Below are 21,870 nucleotides of genomic sequence, written 5' to 3' on the forward strand. Positions count from 1 at the left end.
CCTCGCTCAACCGACGGATGATTTTCCGGTCTCCGCCGTGCAACCCTCGACGTTTCGCGCCATTCACCCTGCAGACCTTAATGCAGATCAATAGGGCCGGACCGGTGCAGGAAGGGCATCCTCCGTACGGGAGTTGGATGGAGCAGATCGGATACGTCCACGAAGGCGGCACTGACGGTGCCGATAACCCACTGCTGAATGCAGTCGCCTACGGGCTCGCGCAGTTGCTGCCGATCGAGGAGTGCGAGGATTGGCCCCAGCCGCTGCTGGAACTGCTGGCACGCCTGGAACTGCCGGATATTGAGGAGTCGACCCCCACACCGCTTGTCGTGGTGGTCGGGCGTTGCCCGACTATGGCGGAACAGGCTGCCACGCTGCTGCGTGCCAGTGAGCTGAACGTCGAGTGCTGTGACACGGGCGAGCAGGCTTCGCAGGCTTTGCAGGAGCGCAGTGGCGAAGTCGCGCTCGTGGTCGCCGATCAGCAGCTCACCGGCGCCCTTGACGGGTTCGGCCTCACCGAGGAGCTGCGCCGATCATGGCCGGGGATCCCCGTCATTCTGGCAACAGCGGGCGGTCCACCATCGCGTCTGCCGCCGGCAGTGACCACGCTCCCAAAACCGTGGCTGCCCCTCGCGCTGCTGATCGAGACCCATCGGGCTGTGCAGGTCCCCTCTCGCCTCAGTCATTGACTGCACGCGATCCCTCGATGGGACAGACGCGAAAAGCTCGAGGCAAACAGCTTACAGATCCGGGTTGGTTCGCACAGAGAACCGGTCGCGCGCGGTGAACCGGTCTGATGGAAGGCCGGTGACGGGCCGGTGGTAGATCCGCTCGGCCAGGTAGCCGTGTTCGATCTCGATCTGCTCTTCGTCGAGGTCGATGTACCAGGTGCGGCGCGTCGGGCTCCAGCGATAGCGCCGGGCCTTCAGGAGCTCTTTCAGCTCCCTGGATGCCCCCTCGGCCCAAAGCCGCACGGTGGGCTTTCCGGCAGTCTCCAACAGGGCAGCCAGCGCCAGCGTGCCGGAGACCTACAGGGGGCGGGCGAGTAGCGCCAACAAGGCGTGGCAGTATCTGCCGCTGCTGATGCGCCGGCGCGACGAGATGGCCTTGCTGAACCCGGACGCGGCCGCGGCAGCCGACACCTGATCGCGATTGAGTCACAAACCCAGCCGGCGGCGGCTCTATGCATGTTGCCGGCCGATAACCTACTCAGCGATGCGAGGCTCTTTGTCCGAAAAGCGCCCAATCCGGTCGTTCAAGGAGGCTCCGCCGCTCGTCGATAGCGAAAATTCGTGGCCACGGCAGCCATGCTGTAGGAGCATTGAGTGGGTTCCTGGCACGAGCCTCTGTCACCCCGCCGGCGAGGCGCGGACATGGGCAATCAACCCGCTGCCACCGCGCTCGATATCCTCCCGGACCGCATCGCGGGCCGCGTCCGAGTTGCCGCGGCGCAGGGCGTCGATGATGCGCTGATGGGGATGGGGCTCCCAATCAGGAACTCCGTCGTCATAGAGGTGCGAGAGGATCGGGCCGCATCGCACCCATAGCAGTTCGACGATTTCGTAGAGGATCGGCATCTGCCCGAGCCTGCAGAGCGCCAGATGAAATTCGGTGTTGAGGTTCACCGCGCGCTCAAAGTCGCGGCTCGCATGGCATTGCGAGATCTGCGCGTGGATTGCCTCCAACTCGTCGACTTCGGTCGCGCGCCTGTCAGCCCCCGCGGCCGCGGCACGCCCCTCGAGATCGGTACGGATCGCCCGAATCTCCAGGAGCTGATCCAAGGTCAGCCGAGGGACGACCACGCTCCCGCGCGCGTCGAGCGCAAGCGCCTTCTCCGCAACGAGCCTGAGCAGGGCCTCGCGCATGGGCGTCGCGCTGATGCCGAACCGGACCGACATTGGGCGCAGACGCAGCCGCGTATCTGGGCGCAGCTGCCCGCGCATCAGCGCGACCCGCAGTTCGCGATAGGCGCGCTCGCTCAGACTCTCCTTGACGATCGGACGGACCCAATCCGGCAGGATTTCGCCAGTGTCTGGCGCTGCCGCCGAGGCGCTTGACATATTCCTCCCCTTTGCCCGATGCTTGTTATAACAAATTACAGTCTGCGTCGACGGCCCAGACTGCGTCGTGGGCTGCCGGGCCGCGAGGCTCGGCGGCAGACAGGGGACGGAAATGCTTGCGTTGCGCAAGGTGACGGCCACCTTCGGGGCGGACCTCGCCCATGTCGATGCACCGCCCGAGCCGAGCGCAGGCCGCGTCACCATCGCGGTTGCCGCGGCCGGCATCTGCGGCAGCGACATTCACGCCTTCGAGTGGACGCCGGGCTACGGCTTCATGACCGCCTTCATGCCGGTCACGCTCGGCCACGAGTTCGCCGGTACGGTCCGAGCCGTAGGCGACGGCGTGACCTCTCTCGCTGTCGGCGACCGGGTCACCTGCTGGCCGACGGTGCCGTGCGGCGGCTGCCCCGCCTGCTCCGCCGGCCGGCCACAGGATTGCCAGGGCCGGCGGGTCATCGGCCTGCACGCCAACGGGGCTTTCGCCGAACAGGTCGTTGTTCCGGCCGCGAATTGCCGCCGTCTCCCCGATGGCGTGCCACTGGCCGTCGCCGCCCTGGCCGAGCCGCTAGCGGTCGCGGTCAACGCGGTGGACGTGGCGCAGGTGGAGCCGGGCGACCGTGTGGCGGTGCTCGGGCCGGGCCCGATCGGCCTCTGCATCGCCTTCGTGGCGCAGCTCCGGGGCGCGGCCGTGCTGCTTGCCGGCCTCGACGACGCCGCCCGCCTCGATCTCGCCCGCCGGATCGGCATCCGTGAGACGGCCGATCTCGCTGAAGGCAGCCTGAACGCTGCAGTCCGTCACGCTTTCGGCGGCGAGGCCGACCGGGTGATCGAGGCGACGGGATCCGGCCGGTCGGTGGTCGAGGGATTGGACGTGCTGCGTTCGGGGGGCGTGCTGGTGGTGGCTGGAATCCATTCCGGATCCCTCGACCTCGACCTGACCGGCTTCGTCCGCAGCAAGAAGCAGTTACGCGCGGCCCACGACACGACGGCGCGCGCTTTCGACGAGGCGATCCGCCTTCTCGCTGCCCATGCCGGGACCCTTGAAGGGCTGATCACGCATCGACGCCACCTGGCCGAGGCCCGCGCCGCGTTCGACCTAGCGCGCAGCCGGCAAGCCATGAAGGTGCTGCTTCTTCCGGAGGCGGCGGCGACGCAGGGAGAGGGGCAATGAGCATCGGGATGCGAGCGGTCATCGCCTCGGGACAGGGCGGTCCCGAGGTCCTCCGGATCGTCGAGCGCCCCCGTCCCCAGCCGGGCCAGGGCCAGATGCTCGTGCGCGTGGAGGCCGCGGGCATCAACCGCCCCGACGTGATGCAGCGCGAGGGTCGCTACCCCCCGCCGCCTGGCGCTTCCGACGTGCTCGGGCTCGAACTCGCCGGGATCGTGGAGGTGCTCGGGCCCGGCGCCGGACGCTTTCGTCGAGGAGACCGGGTGATGGCGCTGGTCCACAGCGGCGCCTACGCCGAATGGGCTGTCGTCGACGAGGCGGTTGCGCTGCCCGTGCCGGACGGCCTGCCAGCAGTCGAGGCGGGCGCTATCCCTGAGACCTACTTCACCGTTTGGAGCAACGTGTTCGAGCGCGCCCGGCTGAAGGCGGGCGAAACCCTGCTCATCCATGGCGGCTCCTCGGGCATCGGCACCACGGCGATCCTGCTGGCGAAAGCCCGCGGCGCCCGGGTGATCGTCACCGCGGGTTCCCCGGAGAAGTGCGCGGCCTGCCTCAAGCTCGGCGCGGACGCCGCCATCAATTACCGGCGGGAGGATTTCGTCGCCGCGGCGCGGGCGGCCACCGACGGAAGCGGGCCCGACGTGATCCTCGACATGGTTGGCGGCTCGTACATCGCCCGCAATCTCGACGCCGTGGCGGTCGACGGGCGCATCGCGCAGATCGCGTTCCAGCAGGGTTCGCGGGTAACGGAAATCGATTTCCAGCCGCTCCTGATCAAGCGGGTGACGCTGACAGGCTCGACGCTGCGCGCCCGTCCGGTCCCCCTGAAGGCGGGCCTCGCCGACGCCCTCGCCGAGCACGTCCTGCCACTGCTCGCGGCGGGCCGGGCGCGGCCGCCGATCGATTCCGTGTTCCCGTTCGACCGGGTCGCCGAGGCCCATGCCCGGATGGATGCGGGTCAGCATATCGGGAAGATCGTCCTGTCGATGGGCGACGCCGCGCAGGGGAGCCGCTGATGTCCGAGATGTCCGAGCGCGCCAACATGACCGGCGCCCACGCCCTCGCGGCCGCGCTCCACCGGCACGGGGTCCGCGACGTGTTCGGTCAGAGCATCCCCTCGGCCCTGTTCCTAGCCGCGCCGCATCACGGCATCCGCCAGATCGGCTACCGCACCGAGAATGCCGGCGCCGCGATGGCCGACGCCTACGCGCGGATCTCCGGCCGGGTCGCGGTGGTCGCGGCCCAAAACGGTCCCGCCGCGACGCTGCTGGTGCCGGGCCTCGCGGAAGCCCTGAAAGCGTCCATCCCGGTGGTGGCGATTGTCCAGGATGTCCACCGCCGCTTCACCGACCGGAACGCCTTCCAGGAACTAGATCACCTCGCGCTGTTCGCGGGCGTCGCCAAATGGGTGCGCCGGGTCGCGGTCGCCGAGCGCATCGACGACTACGTCGACATGGCCTTCGCGGCCGCGGCGTCCGGGCGCCCCGGACCGGCGGTGCTGCTGGTGCCCCTGGACCTGCTCGACGAGCGGCCCGATTTCGAGGCCGCCGCGCCGCGGCGTTCGGCCAGCCTAGGCACCTACCCGCTCGACCGCACCGTCGCCGACCCGGCCCGGATCGCGCAGGCCGCCGACCTGATCGCCGGGGCGACGCGTCCGCTGGTCATCGCGGGCGGCGGCGTCCACTCCTCCGGCGCCTATACGGAACTCGCCACACTGCAGGCCCTCGGACTGCCGGTCGCCACGACGGTGATGGGCAAGGGCGCCGTCGCCGAGACCGACCCGCTCTCCGTGGGCGTCGCCGGGTACTTCATGGCGCCGCGGGCGCGTTCGTCCCATCTGCGCGCGCTGGTCACAGAGGCCGACGTCGTCCTTCTGGTCGGAAACCGCACCAACCAGAACGGTACCGACAGCTGGTCGCTCTATCCGGAGGGCGCCCGCTTCATCCACCTCGACGTGGACGGGGGCGAGGTCGGCCGGAACTACGAATCCCTGCGCCTCGTTGGCGACGCCAAGCTGACGCTGGCGGCCCTCGCCGACGCCCTGCGGCAGCGCGATCTGTCCGGGCTGGAGGGGCGCCGCGCGGCGCTCGCCGGCACCATCGCCGGCGCCCGCGAGGCCCACACCGCCGACATGGGCCGCCTCGTCGACATGGACGCCACGCCGATCCGGCCGGAGCGGATCATGGCCGAGATCGACGCGGTGTCGACGCCCGAGACCGTCGTCGTCGCCGACGCGAGCTACGCCTCGATCTGGATCGCCAACTTCCTCACGGCGCGGAAGGCCGGCCAGCGCTTCTTGACGCCGCGCGGCATCGCGGGCCTCGGCTGGGGTCTGCCCTTCGCCCTCGGCGCCAAGGCCGCCCGCCCCGACGCGCCCGTGATCTGCGTGACCGGCGACGGCGGCTTCGGCCACGTCTGGTCGGAGCTGGAGACCGCGCGGCGCATGCGGCTCCCGGTCATCGTCGTCGTCCTGAACAACCAGATCCTCGGCTACCAGAAGCACGCGGAGCTGAGCCTGTTCGGCGACTTCACCGACGTCTGCGACTTCGAGGCGGTGGACCATGCCGCGATCGCGCGGGCCTGCGGCTGCGCCGGGACGCGGGTCGAGCGGCCCGCGGACCTCGCGCCGGCGCTGCGCGATGCCCTCGCCGGCGGCGCCGTCACGGTGATCGACGTGATCACCGACCAGCGCGCCTACCCGCCGATAACCAGCTTCGAGGGCAAGGACGCCCTCGCTTACTGACGCCGCCGCCCGACCCGACGAGAAGGCGCGTGAAGTGCCGGGTCGACGATTGACACGGGAGGAAACGATGAAAGTTCTGGTGCGTGCACTCGCCGCCGCCCTCGCGCTGGGCGCCGCGGCCCAGGCGGCGGGACCGACGACGGCCCAGGCCGCCGACGTGAAGTTCGGCGCGCTCTTCCCGTTCAGCGGGCAGCTCGCGCTGCTGGGCGAGGAGAGCGCCCGCGGCGTCGAGATCGCCGTCGACGAGATCAACGCCGCGGGCGGCGTCCAGGGGCAGAAGGTGGTGCTCGCCCGCGGCGACGCGGTCGACAACAACCAGGCGATCGGCGAGGCGCGCCGCCTCATCTCCCTGGAGAAGGTGGTGGCGATCTTCGGCTCCTACTCGTCGGCCCGCTCGATCGCCGCGAGCCAGGTGGCCGAGCTGTCCGGCATCCCGTATTTCGAGCTCGGCGCGGTGGCCGAGGAGGTGACCGGGCGCGGCCTTCAGTATCTCTACCGCACCAACCCGACGGCCGAAGACATGGCCAAGCTCGCGGTGGAGATGATCGTCAACAAGGTCGCCGCCGGGCTGGGCAAGAAGCCCGAAGACCTGAAGATCGGCATCATCTACGAGGATTCGAGCTACGGCACCTCGGTGGCGGGATTCCAGAAGAAGTTCGCCGCCCAGGCCAAGCTCAACGTCGTGACCGCGCAGGGCTACCCGGCCTCGACGGTCGACATGTCGTCCCTCGTCCTCGACCTGAAGGGGCGCGGCATCGACGTCCTGCTCCAGACGTCCTACCAGAACGACTCTGTCCTGTTCCTACAGCAGGCCAACGAGGCGGGCTTCAAGCCCGGCGCCATCATTGGCGGCGGCGGCGGTTACTCGATGCAGCCCACCGCCGACGCGGTCGGGCACAAGGTCATCGAGGGCGTGCTCGACACCGACTTCACTCAGTATCTCGTCAACACGAAGTACACGCCCGGCATCGAGAACTTCGTCGCGGCCTACCAGAAGAAGTACGCAAGCGCCCCCCGCTCCGGGCATTCCCTGAACAACTATGTCGGGGCCAAGCTCATCCTTCAGGCCATCGGCAAGGCGAAGGGCTTTGGCCCCGACACCGTCGTCAAGGCGGCCCAGGGGATCGACGTGAAGGACGGCGTCACCGCGGTCGGCTACGGGTTCAAGTTCGGCAAGAACAACCAGAACGAGCGCGCCGCGATGATGGGCATGCAGTGGCAGGGGGGCAAGCTCGTCACGGTCTATCCCGACAGCGCCGCCGTCGCGCCCATGGAGATGCGCAAGTAACCGCGAGTCTCCAAAGGTAACAGCGTCGCCGTCACGCAGATCCACGGAGATCGGGGATGGACGTCTTCCTCCAAGTGCTCGCCAACGGGGTAATGCTCGGCGGCCTGTTCGCGATCGTCAGCGTCGGGCTGACCCTGATCTTCGGCATCGTGAAGGTCGTCAACTTCGCGCACGGCGAGTTCCTGATGGTCGGGATGTACCTGACCTATCTCGCGGTCACCGGGCTCGGGCTGCACCCCTTCGCCGCGGTGATCCTCGTCGTGCCGGTCCTGTTCCTGCTGGGCGCCCTGACCCAGCGGTTCCTGATCCAGCCGCTGCTCGCCGCGGGCGACCACCACATCCAGATCTTCGCCACGGTCGGCCTATCGACGGTGCTGATCAACCTCGCCCTCCTCGTCTTCGGGGCCGACATCGCCAACACGCCACCGTCTGGCCTGCGCCAGCCGCTGGTAATCGGGCCGGTCCGGGTGCTGCTCGGGCAGGTGGTGATCCTCGGCACGGCCATCGTGCTTGTTGCTGGGCTTCAGATGTTCCTGGCGCGCACGCGAACAGGCCGGGCGATCCGGGCGGTCGCCCAGAACCGCGCGGCGGCCGAGCTGATGGGCATCGACGTCGACCGGATCTACGCCCTGACCTTCGGCATCGGCGCGGCCTGCGTCGGGGTGGCGGCGGTGCTGATCGCGCCGCTCTACCCGACCTCGCCCAACAGCGGCACCTACTTCGTGCTGATCGCCTTCGTGGTCGTCGTGCTCGGCGGCCTCGGCTCCATCCGCGGCGCCTTCGTCGGGGCGATCCTGATCGGCCTGATCGACAGCGTCACGGGCTTCTACGTCGGCGCCGACATGCGCGAGGTCGCGGTCTTCGGCGTGTTCCTGGCGATCCTGATCCTGAAGCCCTCGGGCCTCTTCGGGCGGCAGCTCCGGCTGTCCCACGTCTCGCCGTGAGGGAGCCCGCGATGACCGATATCCCGCTCGCTTCAGCACCGTCCGCGGCCCCGACAGCCGCACCGTCCGCCGCACCGTCCGCCTTCCCGCGCCGGGGCGCCGCGGCGCTGGCGCTCGTCCTCGCGGCCCTGGTGGCCGTGCCGGTCGCGGTCGGCAACCCGTTCATCTACCACGTCTTCATCACGATCTGCGTCTTCGCCGCGCTCTCGACCGCCTGGAACATCGTCGGCGGCTACGCCGGCCAGCTCTCCCTCGGCCACGGCATCTTCTACGGCCTCGGCGCCTATTGCGGGATGCTGCTCGTCGGCGCCGGGATCAGCCCCTGGATCGGCATGGTGGCCGGCGCCGCCCTCGCCGTGCTGGTGGCGCTGGCGATCAGTTACCCGTGCTTTCGGCTGCACGGGCCGTTCTTCTCGCTGGCGACCATCGCCTTCCTCGAAGTCTTCCGCGTCCTGGCACTGCATTTCCGGGACCTGACCGGCGGCGCCACCGGTCTGATGATCCCGTTGAAGTTCGGCTGGACGTGGATGGTGTTCCGGGATCGCTGGCCGCCGCTGGCCATCGCCTTCGGGCTCCTCCTGCTGACCCTGGCGGTCGCGTGGTGGATGCGCAGCCACCGGATCGGCTTCTACCTCGTCGCCACCCGCGAGCGGGAATCGGCCGCGCGCGCCGCGGGCGTGCGCACCGTGCGGGTGCGGCTCGTCGCCGTGGCGGTGTCGGGGGCGCTCACCGCGATGGTCGGCACCTTCCACGCCATGTACCTGACCTTCATCGAGCCGGCGGCGATGTTCTCGCTGACCCTGTCGATCCAGATCGCGATGTTCGCGCTGATCGGCGGACTCGGCACGGTGTTCGGGCCGCTGCTCGGCGCGCTCCTCCTCGTGCCGATCACCGAGTTGGCCCGCGGCTGGCTCGGCGCGAAGGCGCTGGGCTTGCACGGCCTCGTCTACGGTCTCGTGCTGGTGCTCGTCGTCCTGTTCCTGCCGAACGGGCTGATGGGCCTCGTGTCCCGCTTCGCGCGGGCCGGCGCGGGCGGTCGCGGCGTTCAGGCCGGGGCCGTTCCGGCTACGCCGCGCGCCGCGGAGCGGCCGCCGGTCGGCGAAGCCGTCCTGCGGGTCGAGGGCCTGCAGAAGCACTTCGGCGGCCTGCACGTGACCAACGACGTCGGCTTCACCCTCCGGGAGGGCGAGATTCTCGGCCTGATCGGCCCGAACGGCGCGGGCAAGACCACCGTCTTCAACATGATCTCGGGCTTCCTCAAGCCAGATTCCGGCGCGGTGAGCGTCCGTGCGCCGGACGGGACGTGGCACAACCCGGGCCGGCCGGCGGATTTCGCCGCGCTCGGCGTCGGCCGGACCTTCCAGATCGTGCAGCCCTTCGCGGCCATGACGGTGGAGGAGAACATCATGGTCGGTGCCTTCTACCGCCACCGCGACGTTCGGGAGGCGCGGGAAGTGGCCCGTGAGACCGCCGAGCGCATGGGCCTCGCGCCATGGCTCGGGAGCGAGGCGCGGGGCCTCACCATCGGCGGCCTCAAGCGGCTTGAGGTCGCCCGCGTGATGGCCATGCGGCCGCGGGTGCTGCTCCTCGACGAGGTGATGGCCGGCATCAACCAGACCGACGTCCGCCGCGCCATCGACCTGATGCTGTCGATCCGCGACACCGGCGTCAGCATCATCGCGATCGAGCATGTCATGCAGGCGGTGATGGCGCTCTCCGACCGGGTGATCGTTCTGAGTTCCGGGCAGATCATCGCCCAAGGCAGCCCGCAGGACGTGGTGCGCGACCCCGCCGTGATCGAGGCGTATCTCGGCAAGGACTTCGCCCATGCTCACGCTTGAGCGCGTGGATGCCGGTTACGGCGCGACCAGCATCCTGCACGCCGTCTCGCTGGAGGTGCGCGCCGGCGAGGTGGTGACGATCGTCGGCGCGAACGGGGCCGGCAAGACGACGACGCTGCGGACCATCGCGGGCCTAGTGAAGCCCACCCGCGGCCGGATCCTGTTCGAGGACGAGGACGTCACCCGGCTATCGGGCCACGAGATGGTGGCGCGCGGCGTCACCCTGATCCCGGAGGGGCGCCAACTCTTCCCCGAGATGACGGTGCGGGAGAACCTGCTGATGGGCGCCTACCGCCGCGCGGCGCGCGAGCGCCAGTCGGAGACGCTCGCGGACGTGCTCGACCTGTTCCCGCGGGTGCGCGAGCGCCTCGACCAGAACGCCGGCTCCCTCTCGGGCGGCGAGCAGCAGATGGTGGCCATCGCCCGCGGGATGATGGCCCGTCCCAAGCTCCTGATGTTCGACGAGCCCTCGCTGGGCCTCGCGCCGATCGTGGTGGCGCAGGTCTTCGCGGTGGTCGACCGGATCGTGAAGACCGGCGCCACCGTCCTGATCGTCGAGCAGAACGTGTTCCACACGCTGCAGGTGGCCGACCGGGGCTACGTTCTGGAGAACGGCGAGATCGTCCTCGCCGACGCGTCCGCGGCCCTGCTCGACAACGACCACGTCCGACGCGCCTATCTGGGGATCTGAGATGACCGAGCGGCAGACGAACCCCGAGGCGATCGTCCGGCGCGCGAGCCACGCCGGACGGCGCGTCCTCGTCACGGGGGCCGGCCGCGGGATCGGCCGGGCGATCGCGGAGGGGTTCGGCGCGCGGGGCGCCCTGGTGGGCGTGGCCGACGTGAATGCGGACGACGTCGCGGCGACCGTCGCGGCGATCGAGGGCGGAGCCGGTCGCGCCCTGCCGCTGCGGCTCGACGTCGCCGACTATGCGGCGGTCGAGGCGGCCCTGTCGGAGGCCGCCGCCGCGATGGGCGGCGCGTTCGACACGGTGATCAACAACGCCGGCATCTCGCCCAAGCACGACGGGGCGGCCCACCGGGTCTGGGAGATGGACTCGGCGGAGTGGAACCGCGTCGTCGCGGTCAACCTGACGGGGGCGTTCAACACCGTCCGTGCGCTGACGCCCGCGATGTGCGCGGCCGGGCGCGGCTGGATCGTCAACATGTCGTCGGTGGCGGGCAAGACCCACTCGCCGATCGTCGCCTGCCACTACGCGGCCTCGAAGGCCGGGCTGATCGGGCTCACCAAGCACCTCGCGGCCGAGCTCGGTCCGTTCGGCATCCGCGTCAACGCGATCGCGCCGGGGCGCATCGAGACCCCGATGGTCCGGGCGGTGGGCCGAGCCGTCAACGACGAGCAGGTGCGCCTGACCCCGATGGGCCGGCTCGGCGCCCCCGAGGAAGTCGCGGATCTGGCCCTCTACCTGACCTCCGCCGAGGCCAGCTTCGTCACGGGCCAGACCGTCGACGTGGCCGGCGGCCTGTACATGACGTGAGCCGGGGCGGTCGGGACAGGCGATGGACGGGAGGACGGCCATGAACAGTGCGGTCACCGCGCCCGGGATCACCGGGCGGACCCGGGTCTACGGAATCCTGGCGGACCCGATCTACCACGTGAAGGCGCCCGAGGTGATGGGGGCGCTCTTCGCCCGCCACGGCGTGGACGGCGTGCTCGTCCCGCTGCACGTGACGGCGGACGGCTTAGCCACGGTGATGGACGGGCTGAGGCACCTGCGCAATTTCGGCGGCTTCATCGCCACGGTCCCGCACAAGACGGCGATGACCGGCTTGTGCGACGCGCTGACCCGCGAAGCCGAGCAGATCGGGGCGGTCAACTGCGTCCGGCGGGAGGCGGACGGGCGCATGGTCGGCACGATGCTCGACGGGATCGGCTTCGTCGAGGCGCTGCGCGGCTCGGGCCTGGAGCCGCGCGGCCGGAGCGCGGCGCTGGCAGGGGCCGGCGGTGCGGCGAGCGCCATCGCCTTCGCGCTCGCCGAGGCCGGTGTCGCCCGCCTGACGATCCTGAACCGTACCGCCGACCGCGCCTGGGCGCTCGCGGAGCGCCTGCGCGCCGCCTATCCCACGCTGGCGGTCGCCGCCGAGAGCGCCCAGGCGGAGCACGACCTCCTCGTCAACGGCACGTCGCTCGGGATGCGCCCGCAGGACGCCGCTCCCTTCGACCTGGGCGCCCTCCACGCCGGCCAGTTCGTCGCCGAGGCAATCATGGATCCGGAGACGACGCGGCTGCTCGCCGCGGCGCAGGCGGCGGGCTGCCGTATCCAGAGGGGCCTGCCAATGCTGGAGTGTCAAATCGCCCTCATGGCTCGTCACATGGGCGCACTCTGAGGCCGGATCTTGAGACGAACCATGGCGCAGACCTTGGAACCGACCGGCACCGACGCAATCGAGGCGGGTGACTTCGACTACGTGATCGTGGGCGGCGGCACGGCGGGCTGCGTCCTGGCCAACAGGCTGACCGAGTCCGGGACGCGCCGGGTGCTGCTCCTCGAGGCGGGGGGACGGGCGCGCAGCCCCTGGGTCGCGATCCCGGCCGGGTTCAGCCGCCTGCTCCAGCACCCGTCCTACAACTGGCGCTTCCGGACCGAACCCGAGGAGGCGACCGGCGGCCGCGTGATCGCGGTTCCGCGGGGCCGAGGACTCGGCGGGTCGACGCTGATCAACGGCATGATCTACGTGCGCGGGCAGCCGCAGGATTACGACGCCTGGGCGCAGGCCGGGTGCCGCGGCTGGGGCTTCGCCGACGTGCTGCCCTACTTCCGCAGGCTCGAGGATTACGACGGGGCGGCCGATCCGCTACGCGCCCGCGGCGGCCCGCTGCCGCTCACCGAAGTCGCCGAGCGGCCGGCCATCGCGGAGGCCTTCATCGCCGCCGCGCAGGCGGCCGGGCATCCGCGCAATCCCGACTATAACGCGGCGAGCCAGGACGGCTTCGGCTATTACCAGGTCAATCAGCGGCGCGGGCGGCGGGTCAGCGCTGCCGACGCCTATCTGCGACCGGCGCTGGGGCGCGCCAACCTCGCGGTCGTGACGGACGCGCACGTCCTGCGGCTTACCTTCGACCAGAAGCGGGCGAGCGGCGTCGCTGCGCTGGTCGGCGGGCGCGAGCGGCTCTTTCGTTGCCGCGGGGAGGTAATCCTCGCAGCGGGAGCGGCCCAGACCCCGCAGATCCTGGAACTGTCTGGCCTCGGTGATCCGGCGATCCTCTCCGGTCTTGGCGTCACGGTGCGTCGCGCACTCCCGGGCGTCGGCGCCGACTATATGGACCATTACTGCACGCGCATGAACTGGCGTGTGCGCCTGCCGGTGACGCTGAACGAGCAGACCCGCGGTGTCCGCCTCGGCGTCGCGGCGGCGCGCTACCTCGCGACCCGGCGGGGGATCCTGTCGCTCGGGACCGGCCTCGCCCACGGTTTCGTGCGCACGCGGCCTGGGCTCGACGGGCCCGACGTGCAGTACTTCTTCATGCACGCGAGCTACGCCAACGCCGCCGAGCGCAAGCTTGATCGCCTGCCCGGCATGACGATCGGCGTCACGCAACTGCGGCCAGAATCGCGCGGCACGATCCACGCCGCCTCGCCCGACCCGCTGGATCCCCCCGCTATCCGCCCGAACTTCCTCGCCACGGAGGAAGACCGCCGGGCTATGGTCGAGGGCATGAAGATCGCCCGGTCCATCGTCGAGCAGGCGCCAATGGATCGCTTCCGCGGGGCCGAGCTCAACCCGGGCCCGGACTGCCGGACGGATGCAGACTGGCTCGATTTCGCCCGCCGCGACGGCCAGACAATCTACCACATCTGCGGCACCTGCCGGATGGGGGCCGATCCCGGGTCGGTCACGGATCCGAACCTGCGCGTGCGCGGCGTGGCGGGCTTGCGCGTGGCGGATGCTTCGATCATGCCGCGCATCGTCTCCGGGAACACTCAGGCCGCGGTTTTCATGATCGCAGAGAAGGCGGCCGACCTGATCCGCGCCGATGCCTGAGGAGCCCCCTCCATCGCGAGCCCGCCCGGGAGCCGCAGCGCGGCGCGGGTCCACGACGGCACCGTGGTGGCTCCAGCCTTGTATCGTTTTCGGCCAGCCGGTGCACCACAGTGTAGATCACGCGTCAGACGCGTTCAGCAACTCCGGCCGCCAAGGATCGACGTCATGCTCTACTTGACTCACATGCAGGTCCACCTCTCGGCCACTCTGCCAGAGGCAAAGGCGGATCACCGCGCCCGCACCGTCTTGCCGCATCTGTGACGACGGTAAAACGCGACCTTAAAGTATCGCAAAAAGTAATCGTGAGTGCTTAGGTAGAGCCACGAGCGGGCATCGCAACGACGTCTGCTTTTCTCGTTTCTGGTTCAGAAGCAGACGAGCTGTAATCGGCCAGTTCCAGTCTCGTAAGCATGCGCCTCTGAATGACTGGGATGGGTGGTTTCCTGTCAATCCGCTTTCGAGCGGCGGAAGCCCTGAAGCGGACATGGCCAATGGACGGGCCGCGACCCGTTGCAGACGAATGGCCCGTTTGCCAGTAGATTGTCCCTCATGACGGAACACACGGGCGTCCGCGTACGGCGCGCCGATCATGTCGGCTTCGCGGTCGCCTCCCTCGACGAGGCCCTTCGGTTCTGGGTCGATGGTCTCGGCGCGCGGCTTGTGCGGACGGGCGAGATGGGGGGAGAGTTCCTCGGTCAGGTGACCGGGGCACATGGGGCGAAGGTGCGCATGGCAATCGTTTCGCTGGCGGACCAGACGGTCGAACTCCTGGAGTATCAGGGTCCGGACCGACCCAGCGCGCCAGCCAGACCGTTCGACCCTGGGTTCGCGCATCTGGCCCTTGTCGTCGATGACATCGACGCGCTCCTGGTGCGGATCGCCGCCTACGGCTGGAAGGCGCAAGGCATTCCGCAGTCAATCGCAAGCGGTGCGCGGACTGGAACGCGGGTGATCTACGCAGTTGGCCCTGACGGCGCGACCATTGAGTTCATGCAGCCGCCTGCCACCGCCCAAGATCACTGATCCGGCCGGGCGGCGGACCGCTTGCGAGCCTCAGCCGAAGTTGACGAAGGCCCGGCGAACGACCGCTTCGGAGAAGCCTCGACGGTAGTGCTGGCGACTGTGTTGGGTCGATAGGAGGCTGTCTGCTTTTCTGGCCGGCCTTCTGCGAAGCGGTCATTCCACTTACGGCCACTTCCGGCCTCGATGGCTGACAGCACTAAACGGCTGGGTTGGGTGGATGAACGAACCCGCTCGCGCGGGATTGATGGCAGCTTCGAGGTCGGCGGATTGACCCGAACGCCCTGCGCCGATTGAGCGTCGCCCGGCCCGGGCGGACGATCCCGGCTCCCTGCGAGCGGAGCCATCCCATGACCGTCCTTGCCGTTCCCGCCGCTGCCGGCGGCTCGCTGCGTCAGCGCCTGATCGACGACATGACCCTGCGCCGGTTCTCCCGGGCGACCCAGCGCAACGACATCCGCGACGTCGAGCGGCTGGCCGCCTTCCTGCGGCGATCGCCCGATACCGCGACCGGCGACAACCTGCGCCGCTTCCAGATCGCCCAGCAGGAACTCGGCCTCGGCGTGCCGACGATGAACGCCATCGTCTCCGCCCTGCGCTTCTTCTTCGTCTACACGCTCAGCCGCCCCGATCTCGCCCGCAGGCTGGTCCGCCTCAACCAGCCCCGCACCCTGCCCGACGTGCTTAGCGCCGACGAGGTCGGGCGTCTGCTCGATGCCACGGTCTGCCTGAAGCATCTCGCCGCCCTGTCGCTCGCCTACGGCGCGGGCCTGCGCGTGGCCGAGGTCGCCGGACTCAGGATCGGCGATATCGACTCGACCCGCATGATCCTGCGGATCGAACGCGGCAAGGGCGGCCGCGACCGCAATGCCATGTTGTCGGCCGATCTCCTGGACCCGCTGCGGCGCTGGTGGAGCGAGGGCCACCGGCAGGGTGTCCTGCAGCGCCGGGGCTGGCTGTTCACCGGCCGGGACTGGGCACGGCCGATCAGCACACGCCAGCTTCACCGCGTCGTCGTCGAGGCGGCGCGCGCGGCCGGGATCCCCAAGTGCGTCGGTCCCTATACCCTGCGCCACTCCTTCGCCACCCATCTTCTGGAGGACGGCGTCGACATCCGCGTCATCCAGGTCCTGCTCGGGCACAGCCGGCTCGACACGACCGCCCTCAACGCCAAGGTCGCAACCCGCACGGTGCAGCCGGTGACCAGCCCCCTCGACAGGCTCGCCCTGTTCCATAGACAGGGGGCAGCGCCGGACTGAGACGATGCCCGCCGCGATCGAGTTGGCCGACGTCTTCCGCGCCGCCGGTCCGGCCTATCGCGCCGAGCAGGCCGGGCATCTGAGCCTGGATACGCTGAAGGTGATGGCGGCGATCGAGGTCGGCCACGACCTCCTCCAGCGCGCCTGCCTTGCGGCGCAGGTCCTTGACCTCGTCGGCGGTCGCGGCCCGAGCCGTGTCACCGGCCAGCCGCTTCTTGCCAGCTTCCAAGAACTTCTTGGACCATCCGTAGTACATCGAACTGGCGATGCCCTCGCGCCGGCACAGCTCGGCAATGCTGTCCTCACCGCGCAGGCCTTCCAGCACGATGCGGATCGTCTCCTCGGCCGAGAACTGACGGCGTGTGGCTCGACGAATATCCTTGATCACGGCTTCTGCCGGCTTTCGTGCCGGCCCGGACGTCTGTTTCATCTTCGCTCCTGGGGGCTACGATGAACCAACCATCCTCCGTTCGTGAAGGCCCTCAATCTGTCTTAGGAGTGCTGACGGCGGACATGCCGGGCGTCAGTAGGAGCACGCCGGGCCGACCGAGGACGTCGGTGAGCGAATGGACCTTGGTCGTCTGGCCGCCACGCGACGGGCCGATGACCTGGGCCTGCGCCCCCCTATCCCGCCGTGCGCCGATCAATGTGCTCGCACGTAGGTGCTGTCGATGGCAGCCGCCTCGCCCGACCAGCCGGCCTTGGCCAGGGCGGCCAACATCGCCTTCCAGAAGCTACGCCGGGACCAGCGGTTGAAACGGTTGTAGACGGTCGTGCGAGACACATACGCGACCGGGCAGTCACGCCAGCGGCAGCCCGAGTGAGCACTTGCAGGATGCCAGAGATGATCTGCCAGTCGTCCTTTCGCTCGGGTCCGGGCTGATCCTTGGGCATGAACGGGGCCATCACCGCCCACTGCTCATCCGAAGCCAGATCAGGTCCGCCATCGCAGCCTCCACGCTGTAAACGGTGGCCCTGAATTACAAAACCACAAACCCTGCAACGCCTTGGTTCGGTTCACATCTTAGAGCCCGTTCATACTCCCCGGTAGGCCGACATCAGCGACGACGTTCAGAACAGGTCTTAACTTGTTGGAAACTCGCGCGGCGCAGTATGTTGAAGGCGGCGCTGCTCACACACCCACAAGGCCGGTCCTTATTATTGCTCTCGGCTTTGGGAGCGGATCGTGTGAGGTACCCAGCAATGCGGGTCAGAATGAAGATGCCCAAGAAGCTCGAACTTGAACTCGCGGCCTCGTACCACTCTCTCCAAGATTTCATCGAGGATCAGAGGTACAGGCTCGAGTTCATGTCAGAGCAGTGGCAACAAGGCGACCGCGGTTTGGCCGTCTTAAACTGGCTCGACGATCTCGACGAGGTTGCCTACAACATGGAAGATTTCCGTACGTCGGCACTCTGAGACGTCCAATTGGGCCCCGGCATCACTGCTGGGGCCCATTTCATTCTAAATCTCAGTAATAAGACTTCTCAGCCAGAATATAATAGCTCATTTTTCTAAATACTGATAAATTTTGGTGGCTCGCAATCGCAAGGTGTCCTCCCAACTATCTAGCATTGCTTAAACTTATGATTAAAGCACAACATCGAACTGTTTAGCTTTTACCTATAATGATTAATTATCGCAGGTTGCTGCGCATCATTGACGGGAGCATCGGGACGGATAAGCACTGAAATCGGCTATGACGCTTACGCCGAGTGCAAGGTAAGCGGCAGCCACTTGCCCGCTGAGGTGGAGCGCCGCACTCGAGCAGTCCGACCCATCCACAGACAGGTCTCCGATGGTGCGCTTTTGTCGCACCCACGCGGAAGGCACCGGAGAGCCGATTTGTTTGGATTGAGCGACCTGGATGATGCCGGGGTCAACTTTCAAAATTGAAGTGCCCTGACGGGCCTCCCTGCCGCGGTTCGCATAGGCGCTTTCCGCTCGGCCAAGGATCAGGAATCGCGTTCATGGCGCGCCGCTAAGCGCCTCTAGCTATTAGCAAAAGCGCGGCGGAGCATGTGCGAGCCGCGTCGGGTCAGAGGTGCCCCGGCGTGTGCTCCACCGCGAGAGCCACATGCCCGAGCACGATGACGAATTGGCGCGCAAGGCCCGCGCTCTGGATTTCCACTGGCGCGTATCCGAAGACTTGGTTGCCGCCGCAGGCCTGCCGAAGTTCTCCCGCTCCAAGATCAACAGAGCCATGGCAAGCGTCCTGGCGGCGCTCGCCTTGGCATCAGACAGCGACCGGCCCTACGTCTCCTACAGCCGCTCTCGGGACTTCTACGCGGCCCAAGGGCGGTACGAGGGGACGGACTACACCTACTCGTCGGTACTGCAGAGCGTGAACGAACTTGGGCGCCTCGGCCTTATCGAGGAGATCCGCTCCAAGCCCGGCGCCCACCTGACCCATGGCATGCAGAGCCGCATGCGGGCTTCGAACCGTCTCGTCGAGATCCTGGCCGGTCAGCCGATCGAGTATCTTGGCTCGCGCTGCCCGCTCGTCTTGAAGGGCGAGGACGGCTCCCGCATCGACTACGAGGACACATCCGAAACCCGGCGGCTGACGCGCGAAATCGGCAACCTCAACCGGTTCATGAACAGCTTCACGGTCGACGTCTCGGCCTCGGCCTCGCCGGACAACTGGGAGCGGACCGCGCACCACGTCCGCGCCCGGAAGGTGAAAGACGGTGTCGAGACATGGGCCTGCGCCCGCATCACGCCGAAGGTCGATGTATACCGTGTTTTCAGCCGTAGCGGATTCCGGCAGGGCGGTCGAATCTACGGCGGCTTTTGGGAGGGGCTGCCCAAGGACCGGCGGCTCGACCTGTTTATCAACGGCGAAGTGGTCATCGAGGAAGATTTCGCCTCCCTGCACCCGCGCCTCCTGTACGCCATGCGCGGGGAGAGGATGCCCGCCGGGTTCGATTGCTACGCGCTGCCTCACTACCAGCGGTGGGTCGGCAAGCTTGTGCTGAACGTGGCCATTAACGCCGCGACTCTGAACGCCGCGGCCGGGGCCCTGATGGAGAAGGCCCGCCAAAAGAAGGCCGACGGCTCGCCAGTGTGGCCCTACGGCTGGACCGAGACCCGGCGCATCATCGACAAGGTCATCGCTCACAACCCGGCCATCGCGGGCTACATCGGGAGCGACGCTGGTGTCTCGCTGATGGCCATCGATGCCCGCATGGCCCTAGAGGTCCTCAAGGCCTGCGAGAAGGCTGAGCTCCCGGCCCTGCCGGTCCACGACAGCTTCCTCGCACCGGAGGGTCGGCAGGCCGAGTTGAAGGGCATCATGAACGATGTCCTGGAAGGTACGCTGGACCGGATTTCACCTGCAACTTTAAGGGGTTTGCGGAAGGATTCTATGGGTGAGACGACCCAAATGATCCGATATAGGGAGCCGGGGGTGGCCGGACCTGTTGAGACCCCCATCGCGGAGCCCGAGGTCGCCCCCTCCGGGACCGGGGCTCGCTTCCGCCCCTTCCTGGGTCTCCTCCCGACCCGCCCGGGTTCTCCCCGTCCCCGTGTTGACGCCCTTCCTCCGGAGCCCGGGGCTCCCTCTCCGGCCCCTGTAGAGCCCCCTGCGCCTGTTGCCACCGTGCCCGTTCCGGCCTTCCTCCTGGCTTTCCGGACCCCGGCTGCGGCCTAGCCTGTCCCCTCTCCTGAAGAGACGCCGCCCGTCCTCGCTGCTCCTCACACTCGCTCGTCCCTAGCGCTCCTCGCCCCTTACCTGCCACCCGCCGACGTCCCCTCAGACCTCGCACCGCTAAGGCCCGCCGTCACCCCTCCGAGACCTACCCCTGCATCCCTGGCCGCAATGGATGGTGGATGCCCTGAGGAAGCCCCCGAGGTGCTTCTTCTGCCCGTTGGGAGGGTGGGGTTGCTCGGCAGGCTCGCAGCCCAAACTCGTGCCCTGCGCGACCCTGCTGGCCTCGCGGCTGGGGATGCGCGCATGGCGGAGCTCAGGGCACTCGCATCACGCCAGCGTGCACACGCCCACGCACCATAGGCGTTGTCTATTGCCGAACAACCTGGCAATATAACGGAAGGCTCTCGCGGGCTAACGATGCATCTCATCGTGAAGGCCCTCCGTCCCACCCGGGCGGGGGGCCTTCTTCGTTCTGATGCTGTGCCTTGCCGGGCCGGCTGGCATGATCTCCAACAGGAGCCAGCCCGCATGTTCACCGAGCAGAGCTTCGTCCTCCCCGGCCTGTGCGAGCAGATGCCGTACGAGATCCACCTCGACCCTGAGCCCGAGGCCGAAGATGCCAGCGCCCCCGAGTCCGGCTCGGCGCGCACCGCACGCCAGCGCCGGGACGCCGCCGAGCGCAAGCGGGCCGAGCGTGCCCGTCGCCGTGCCGAGGGCATCCCTGAGCCCCGCCTCGTGGACGCCGCCATCGCCACCGCCCTCTGCGACCTGTCTCGTCGAGGTGGGCTTCGCGCGCGCGCGAAAGAACAGAGGAGCTACGACGGCATCGCCTATGGCCTCGACGCCGTCCTCGGGCAGGCCATGGAGGAGTTGGTCGAGCGCCGGGGCGTCGCGCAGCCACAGGCCAAGCGCGCCCTCATGCAGCGCCTCGGGCTGACCCGGCAGGCCTGAGCCGCGTCCCATCCGGCATCTGTTGGCCGATGCACGGGGCGGCCTGACGGTCGAGGGGTCATCCACCAAGGCCCGCCCCCATGCCCCGTTACAACCTCGCCCCCATCGTCCGCCCCAGCGACCTGCTGAAGTGGTCCATCCCCCGCCACGTGGCCGAGGCCGTCCGCAACGGGACCGCCCGCCTCGTTGGGTTCGACAAGGGCCAGGGTGACGCCCTTGCGCTGCTGGAGCGCAGGGAATTCTGCCTCGCCCGCGAGCCCAAGACCCGCGTAGAGCCCGCCCGCCGGTGGGTCAGCATGGCCGACATCCCTGGCGCCGTGGTGTCCCTCGACGAGCCCGACGCGACACCGTGGCGGGGCGGGAGGGGGGCGATGGGTGGGGTCACGGGTCCTTCCCGCCGGGGGGGCTGACCCGCAGGTTTCCCGATTCCAGGGCCCAGGGGCTCAAAGGTCGAAATTTTGGGTACGCAGGTACGCACCGCGCCCGGTCGTGCCTGAAACGTCAGAGGGTTAGCAGGTGCGCACCGACGCGGTCACAGGGTACGCAGGAGCGGGTTTCGGGGCGGTGCGTACCCTCCGCGCCCGGCACGGCATGAGGCGGTACGCATGAGCGCCGCCGACATCCTCCGCCACCAGGCCATCGAGCTCGTCCCCATCGGTGAGGTGCAAGGCTACGACCGGAACGCGCGCACCCACTCGACCGAGCAGGTTGAGAAGCTGGCCGGCGCCATCCGCGAGTTCGGGCGACGTGACCGCAGCCGCGGCGGCGACCCCGCCCGCCGGCGCGAAGGGCGACGCCTTCCGGCGCGCCATGGCCGCCGAGGCCCCGAATCCGCCACTGGGCACCGCTGCCGGGGGCGCCGGCGGCACCGAGCGCCTGATGTCCGTCCACGAGATCCGCGCGGCCAAGGCCGCCGCGAACAGCAAGTGAGGTCCCCAC

At 68.7% G+C, this 21,870-nt stretch carries 21 protein-coding genes and 2 pseudogenes; 19 read left to right on the forward strand and 4 right to left on the reverse strand.

All coding sequences use genetic code 11. The features are described 5' to 3' along the window. Positions 1 to 137 precede the first annotated feature (137 nt). Positions 138 to 689 carry a response regulator gene (locus A3862_RS05240; protein WP_164706343.1) on the forward strand — a complete coding sequence of 184 codons (552 nt, stop codon included), beginning with the start codon at positions 138 to 140 and terminating at the stop codon, positions 687 to 689. A 51-nt stretch (positions 690 to 740) separates the two neighbouring features. Here the strand turns inward: A3862_RS05240 and A3862_RS05245 are convergent, their stop codons facing one another. Then, on the reverse strand, positions 741 to 974 hold the full coding sequence (locus A3862_RS05245; protein ID WP_205782323.1) for a hypothetical protein: 234 nt from the start codon (positions 972 to 974) through the stop codon (positions 741 to 743). Position 975: 1 nt separating this feature from the next. Here A3862_RS05245 and A3862_RS31810 point away from each other — a divergent pair, with 1 nt between their 5' ends. After that, entirely contained in the window at positions 976 to 1,146 is a 171-nt protein-coding gene (locus A3862_RS31810; RefSeq protein WP_205782324.1) for a hypothetical protein, read from the forward strand. A gap of 203 nt (positions 1,147 to 1,349) precedes the next feature. Here the strand turns inward: A3862_RS31810 and A3862_RS05250 are convergent, their stop codons facing one another. Next, positions 1,350 to 2,060 (reverse strand): GntR family transcriptional regulator, encoded by a 711-nt coding sequence (locus A3862_RS05250; protein ID WP_111473400.1) that lies wholly within the window; start codon positions 2,058 to 2,060, stop codon positions 1,350 to 1,352. A 112-nt stretch (positions 2,061 to 2,172) separates the two neighbouring features. On the opposite strand from A3862_RS05250, the gene A3862_RS05255 reads away from it, so the two are divergent. The 12 genes from A3862_RS05255 (at position 2,173) to A3862_RS05310 (ending at position 16,328) form a co-directional block, all read left to right on the forward strand. Next, complete coding sequence (locus A3862_RS05255) at positions 2,173 to 3,231, forward strand: zinc-dependent alcohol dehydrogenase (protein WP_111473401.1); 1,059 nt, start codon at positions 2,173 to 2,175, stop codon at positions 3,229 to 3,231. After that, positions 3,228 to 4,244: an NAD(P)H-quinone oxidoreductase gene (locus tag A3862_RS05260; protein ID WP_111473402.1), complete on the forward strand. Its 1,017-nt coding sequence runs from the start codon at positions 3,228 to 3,230 to the stop codon at positions 4,242 to 4,244. The genes A3862_RS05255 and A3862_RS05260 overlap by 4 nt, the downstream gene beginning before the upstream one ends. Further along, on the forward strand, positions 4,244 to 5,971 hold the full coding sequence (locus tag A3862_RS05265; RefSeq protein ID WP_111473403.1) for an acetolactate synthase catalytic subunit: 1,728 nt from the start codon (positions 4,244 to 4,246) through the stop codon (positions 5,969 to 5,971). The genes A3862_RS05260 and A3862_RS05265 overlap by 1 nt, the downstream gene beginning before the upstream one ends. A gap of 67 nt (positions 5,972 to 6,038) precedes the next feature. Next, positions 6,039 to 7,259, forward strand: a complete 1,221-nt coding sequence (locus A3862_RS05270) for an ABC transporter substrate-binding protein (RefSeq protein WP_111473404.1) — start codon at positions 6,039 to 6,041, stop codon at positions 7,257 to 7,259. A 56-nt stretch (positions 7,260 to 7,315) separates the two neighbouring features. After that, positions 7,316 to 8,203, forward strand: coding sequence for a branched-chain amino acid ABC transporter permease (locus tag A3862_RS05275; RefSeq protein WP_111473405.1), 888 nt, complete (start codon positions 7,316 to 7,318; stop codon positions 8,201 to 8,203). Between the two features lie 11 nt (positions 8,204 to 8,214). After that, a complete protein-coding gene (locus A3862_RS05280; RefSeq protein ID WP_111473406.1) occupies positions 8,215 to 10,044 on the forward strand; it encodes a branched-chain amino acid ABC transporter ATP-binding protein/permease in 1,830 nt (609 codons plus the stop codon). Then, positions 10,031 to 10,735: an ABC transporter ATP-binding protein gene (locus A3862_RS05285; RefSeq protein ID WP_020091696.1), complete on the forward strand. Its 705-nt coding sequence runs from the start codon at positions 10,031 to 10,033 to the stop codon at positions 10,733 to 10,735. Before A3862_RS05280 ends, A3862_RS05285 begins: the two co-directional genes overlap by 14 nt. A 1-nt stretch (position 10,736) precedes the next feature. Beyond that, complete coding sequence (gene fabG / locus A3862_RS05290) at positions 10,737 to 11,543, forward strand: 3-oxoacyl-ACP reductase FabG (protein WP_111473407.1); 807 nt, start codon at positions 10,737 to 10,739, stop codon at positions 11,541 to 11,543. 40 nt (positions 11,544 to 11,583) lie between these two features. Continuing rightward, positions 11,584 to 12,393 (forward strand): shikimate dehydrogenase family protein, encoded by an 810-nt coding sequence (locus A3862_RS05295; RefSeq protein WP_164706344.1) that lies wholly within the window; start codon positions 11,584 to 11,586, stop codon positions 12,391 to 12,393. A 21-nt stretch (positions 12,394 to 12,414) separates the two neighbouring features. Continuing rightward, positions 12,415 to 14,049, forward strand: coding sequence for a GMC family oxidoreductase (locus A3862_RS05300; RefSeq protein ID WP_111473409.1), 1,635 nt, complete (start codon positions 12,415 to 12,417; stop codon positions 14,047 to 14,049). Positions 14,050 to 14,598: 549 nt separating this feature from the next. Further along, positions 14,599 to 15,072: a VOC family protein gene (locus A3862_RS05305; protein WP_111473410.1), complete on the forward strand. Its 474-nt coding sequence runs from the start codon at positions 14,599 to 14,601 to the stop codon at positions 15,070 to 15,072. A gap of 347 nt (positions 15,073 to 15,419) precedes the next feature. Further along, entirely contained in the window at positions 15,420 to 16,328 is a 909-nt protein-coding gene (locus A3862_RS05310) for a tyrosine-type recombinase/integrase (RefSeq protein ID WP_111473411.1), read from the forward strand. Positions 16,329 to 16,425: 97 nt separating this feature from the next. Here A3862_RS05310 and A3862_RS05315 read toward each other — a convergent pair. After that, positions 16,426 to 16,758, reverse strand: a pseudogene (locus A3862_RS05315) (transposase); the annotation flags it as partial. A gap of 85 nt (positions 16,759 to 16,843) precedes the next feature. Continuing rightward, a pseudogene (locus tag A3862_RS05320) lies at positions 16,844 to 17,275 on the reverse strand (IS5 family transposase); the annotation flags it as partial. A 274-nt stretch (positions 17,276 to 17,549) separates the two neighbouring features. On the opposite strand from A3862_RS05320, the gene A3862_RS05325 reads away from it, so the two are divergent. The 5 genes from A3862_RS05325 (at position 17,550) to A3862_RS05345 (ending at position 21,861) form a co-directional block, all read left to right on the forward strand. Beyond that, positions 17,550 to 17,747: a hypothetical protein gene (locus tag A3862_RS05325; protein WP_124262938.1), complete on the forward strand. Its 198-nt coding sequence runs from the start codon at positions 17,550 to 17,552 to the stop codon at positions 17,745 to 17,747. A 658-nt stretch (positions 17,748 to 18,405) separates the two neighbouring features. Then, entirely contained in the window at positions 18,406 to 19,980 is a 1,575-nt protein-coding gene (locus tag A3862_RS05330) for a hypothetical protein (protein ID WP_111473412.1), read from the forward strand. Between the two features lie 528 nt (positions 19,981 to 20,508). Beyond that, a complete protein-coding gene (locus A3862_RS05335) occupies positions 20,509 to 20,931 on the forward strand; it encodes a hypothetical protein (RefSeq protein ID WP_111473413.1) in 423 nt (140 codons plus the stop codon). 80 nt (positions 20,932 to 21,011) lie between these two features. Next, a complete protein-coding gene (locus tag A3862_RS05340; protein ID WP_111473414.1) occupies positions 21,012 to 21,341 on the forward strand; it encodes a hypothetical protein in 330 nt (109 codons plus the stop codon). Between the two features lie 337 nt (positions 21,342 to 21,678). Next, positions 21,679 to 21,861 (forward strand): hypothetical protein, encoded by a 183-nt coding sequence (locus tag A3862_RS05345; protein ID WP_111473415.1) that lies wholly within the window; start codon positions 21,679 to 21,681, stop codon positions 21,859 to 21,861. The last annotated feature ends 9 nt before the right edge of the window (positions 21,862 to 21,870 follow it).

This window comes from Methylobacterium sp. XJLW (assembly GCF_003254375.1).
In the GTDB taxonomy this organism is placed as follows: domain Bacteria; phylum Pseudomonadota; class Alphaproteobacteria; order Rhizobiales; family Beijerinckiaceae; genus Methylobacterium; species Methylobacterium fujisawaense.

Bases quoted from the DNA above. Each gene is read 5' to 3' on its own strand.
- A3862_RS05240 (WP_164706343.1), top strand. From the start codon at position 138: ATGGAGCAGATCGGATACGTCCACGAAGGCGGCACTGACGGTGCCGAT.
- A3862_RS05250 (WP_111473400.1), bottom strand. From the start codon at position 2,060: ATGTCAAGCGCCTCGGCGGCAGCGCCAGACACTGGCGAAATCCTGCCG.
- A3862_RS05255 (WP_111473401.1), top strand. From the start codon at position 2,173: ATGCTTGCGTTGCGCAAGGTGACGGCCACCTTCGGGGCGGACCTCGCC.
- A3862_RS05260 (WP_111473402.1), top strand. From the start codon at position 3,228: ATGAGCATCGGGATGCGAGCGGTCATCGCCTCGGGACAGGGCGGTCCC.
- A3862_RS05265 (WP_111473403.1), top strand. From the start codon at position 4,244: ATGTCCGAGATGTCCGAGCGCGCCAACATGACCGGCGCCCACGCCCTC.
- A3862_RS05270 (WP_111473404.1), top strand. From the start codon at position 6,039: ATGAAAGTTCTGGTGCGTGCACTCGCCGCCGCCCTCGCGCTGGGCGCC.
- A3862_RS05275 (WP_111473405.1), top strand. From the start codon at position 7,316: ATGGACGTCTTCCTCCAAGTGCTCGCCAACGGGGTAATGCTCGGCGGC.
- A3862_RS05280 (WP_111473406.1), top strand. From the start codon at position 8,215: ATGACCGATATCCCGCTCGCTTCAGCACCGTCCGCGGCCCCGACAGCC.
- A3862_RS05285 (WP_020091696.1), top strand. From the start codon at position 10,031: ATGCTCACGCTTGAGCGCGTGGATGCCGGTTACGGCGCGACCAGCATC.
- fabG (WP_111473407.1), top strand. From the start codon at position 10,737: ATGACCGAGCGGCAGACGAACCCCGAGGCGATCGTCCGGCGCGCGAGC.
- A3862_RS05295 (WP_164706344.1), top strand. From the start codon at position 11,584: ATGAACAGTGCGGTCACCGCGCCCGGGATCACCGGGCGGACCCGGGTC.
- A3862_RS05300 (WP_111473409.1), top strand. From the start codon at position 12,415: ATGGCGCAGACCTTGGAACCGACCGGCACCGACGCAATCGAGGCGGGT.
- A3862_RS05305 (WP_111473410.1), top strand. From the start codon at position 14,599: ATGACGGAACACACGGGCGTCCGCGTACGGCGCGCCGATCATGTCGGC.
- A3862_RS05310 (WP_111473411.1), top strand. From the start codon at position 15,420: ATGACCGTCCTTGCCGTTCCCGCCGCTGCCGGCGGCTCGCTGCGTCAG.
- A3862_RS05325 (WP_124262938.1), top strand. From the start codon at position 17,550: ATGCCCAAGAAGCTCGAACTTGAACTCGCGGCCTCGTACCACTCTCTC.
- A3862_RS05330 (WP_111473412.1), top strand. From the start codon at position 18,406: ATGCCCGAGCACGATGACGAATTGGCGCGCAAGGCCCGCGCTCTGGAT.
- A3862_RS05335 (WP_111473413.1), top strand. From the start codon at position 20,509: ATGTTCACCGAGCAGAGCTTCGTCCTCCCCGGCCTGTGCGAGCAGATG.
- A3862_RS05340 (WP_111473414.1), top strand. From the start codon at position 21,012: ATGCCCCGTTACAACCTCGCCCCCATCGTCCGCCCCAGCGACCTGCTG.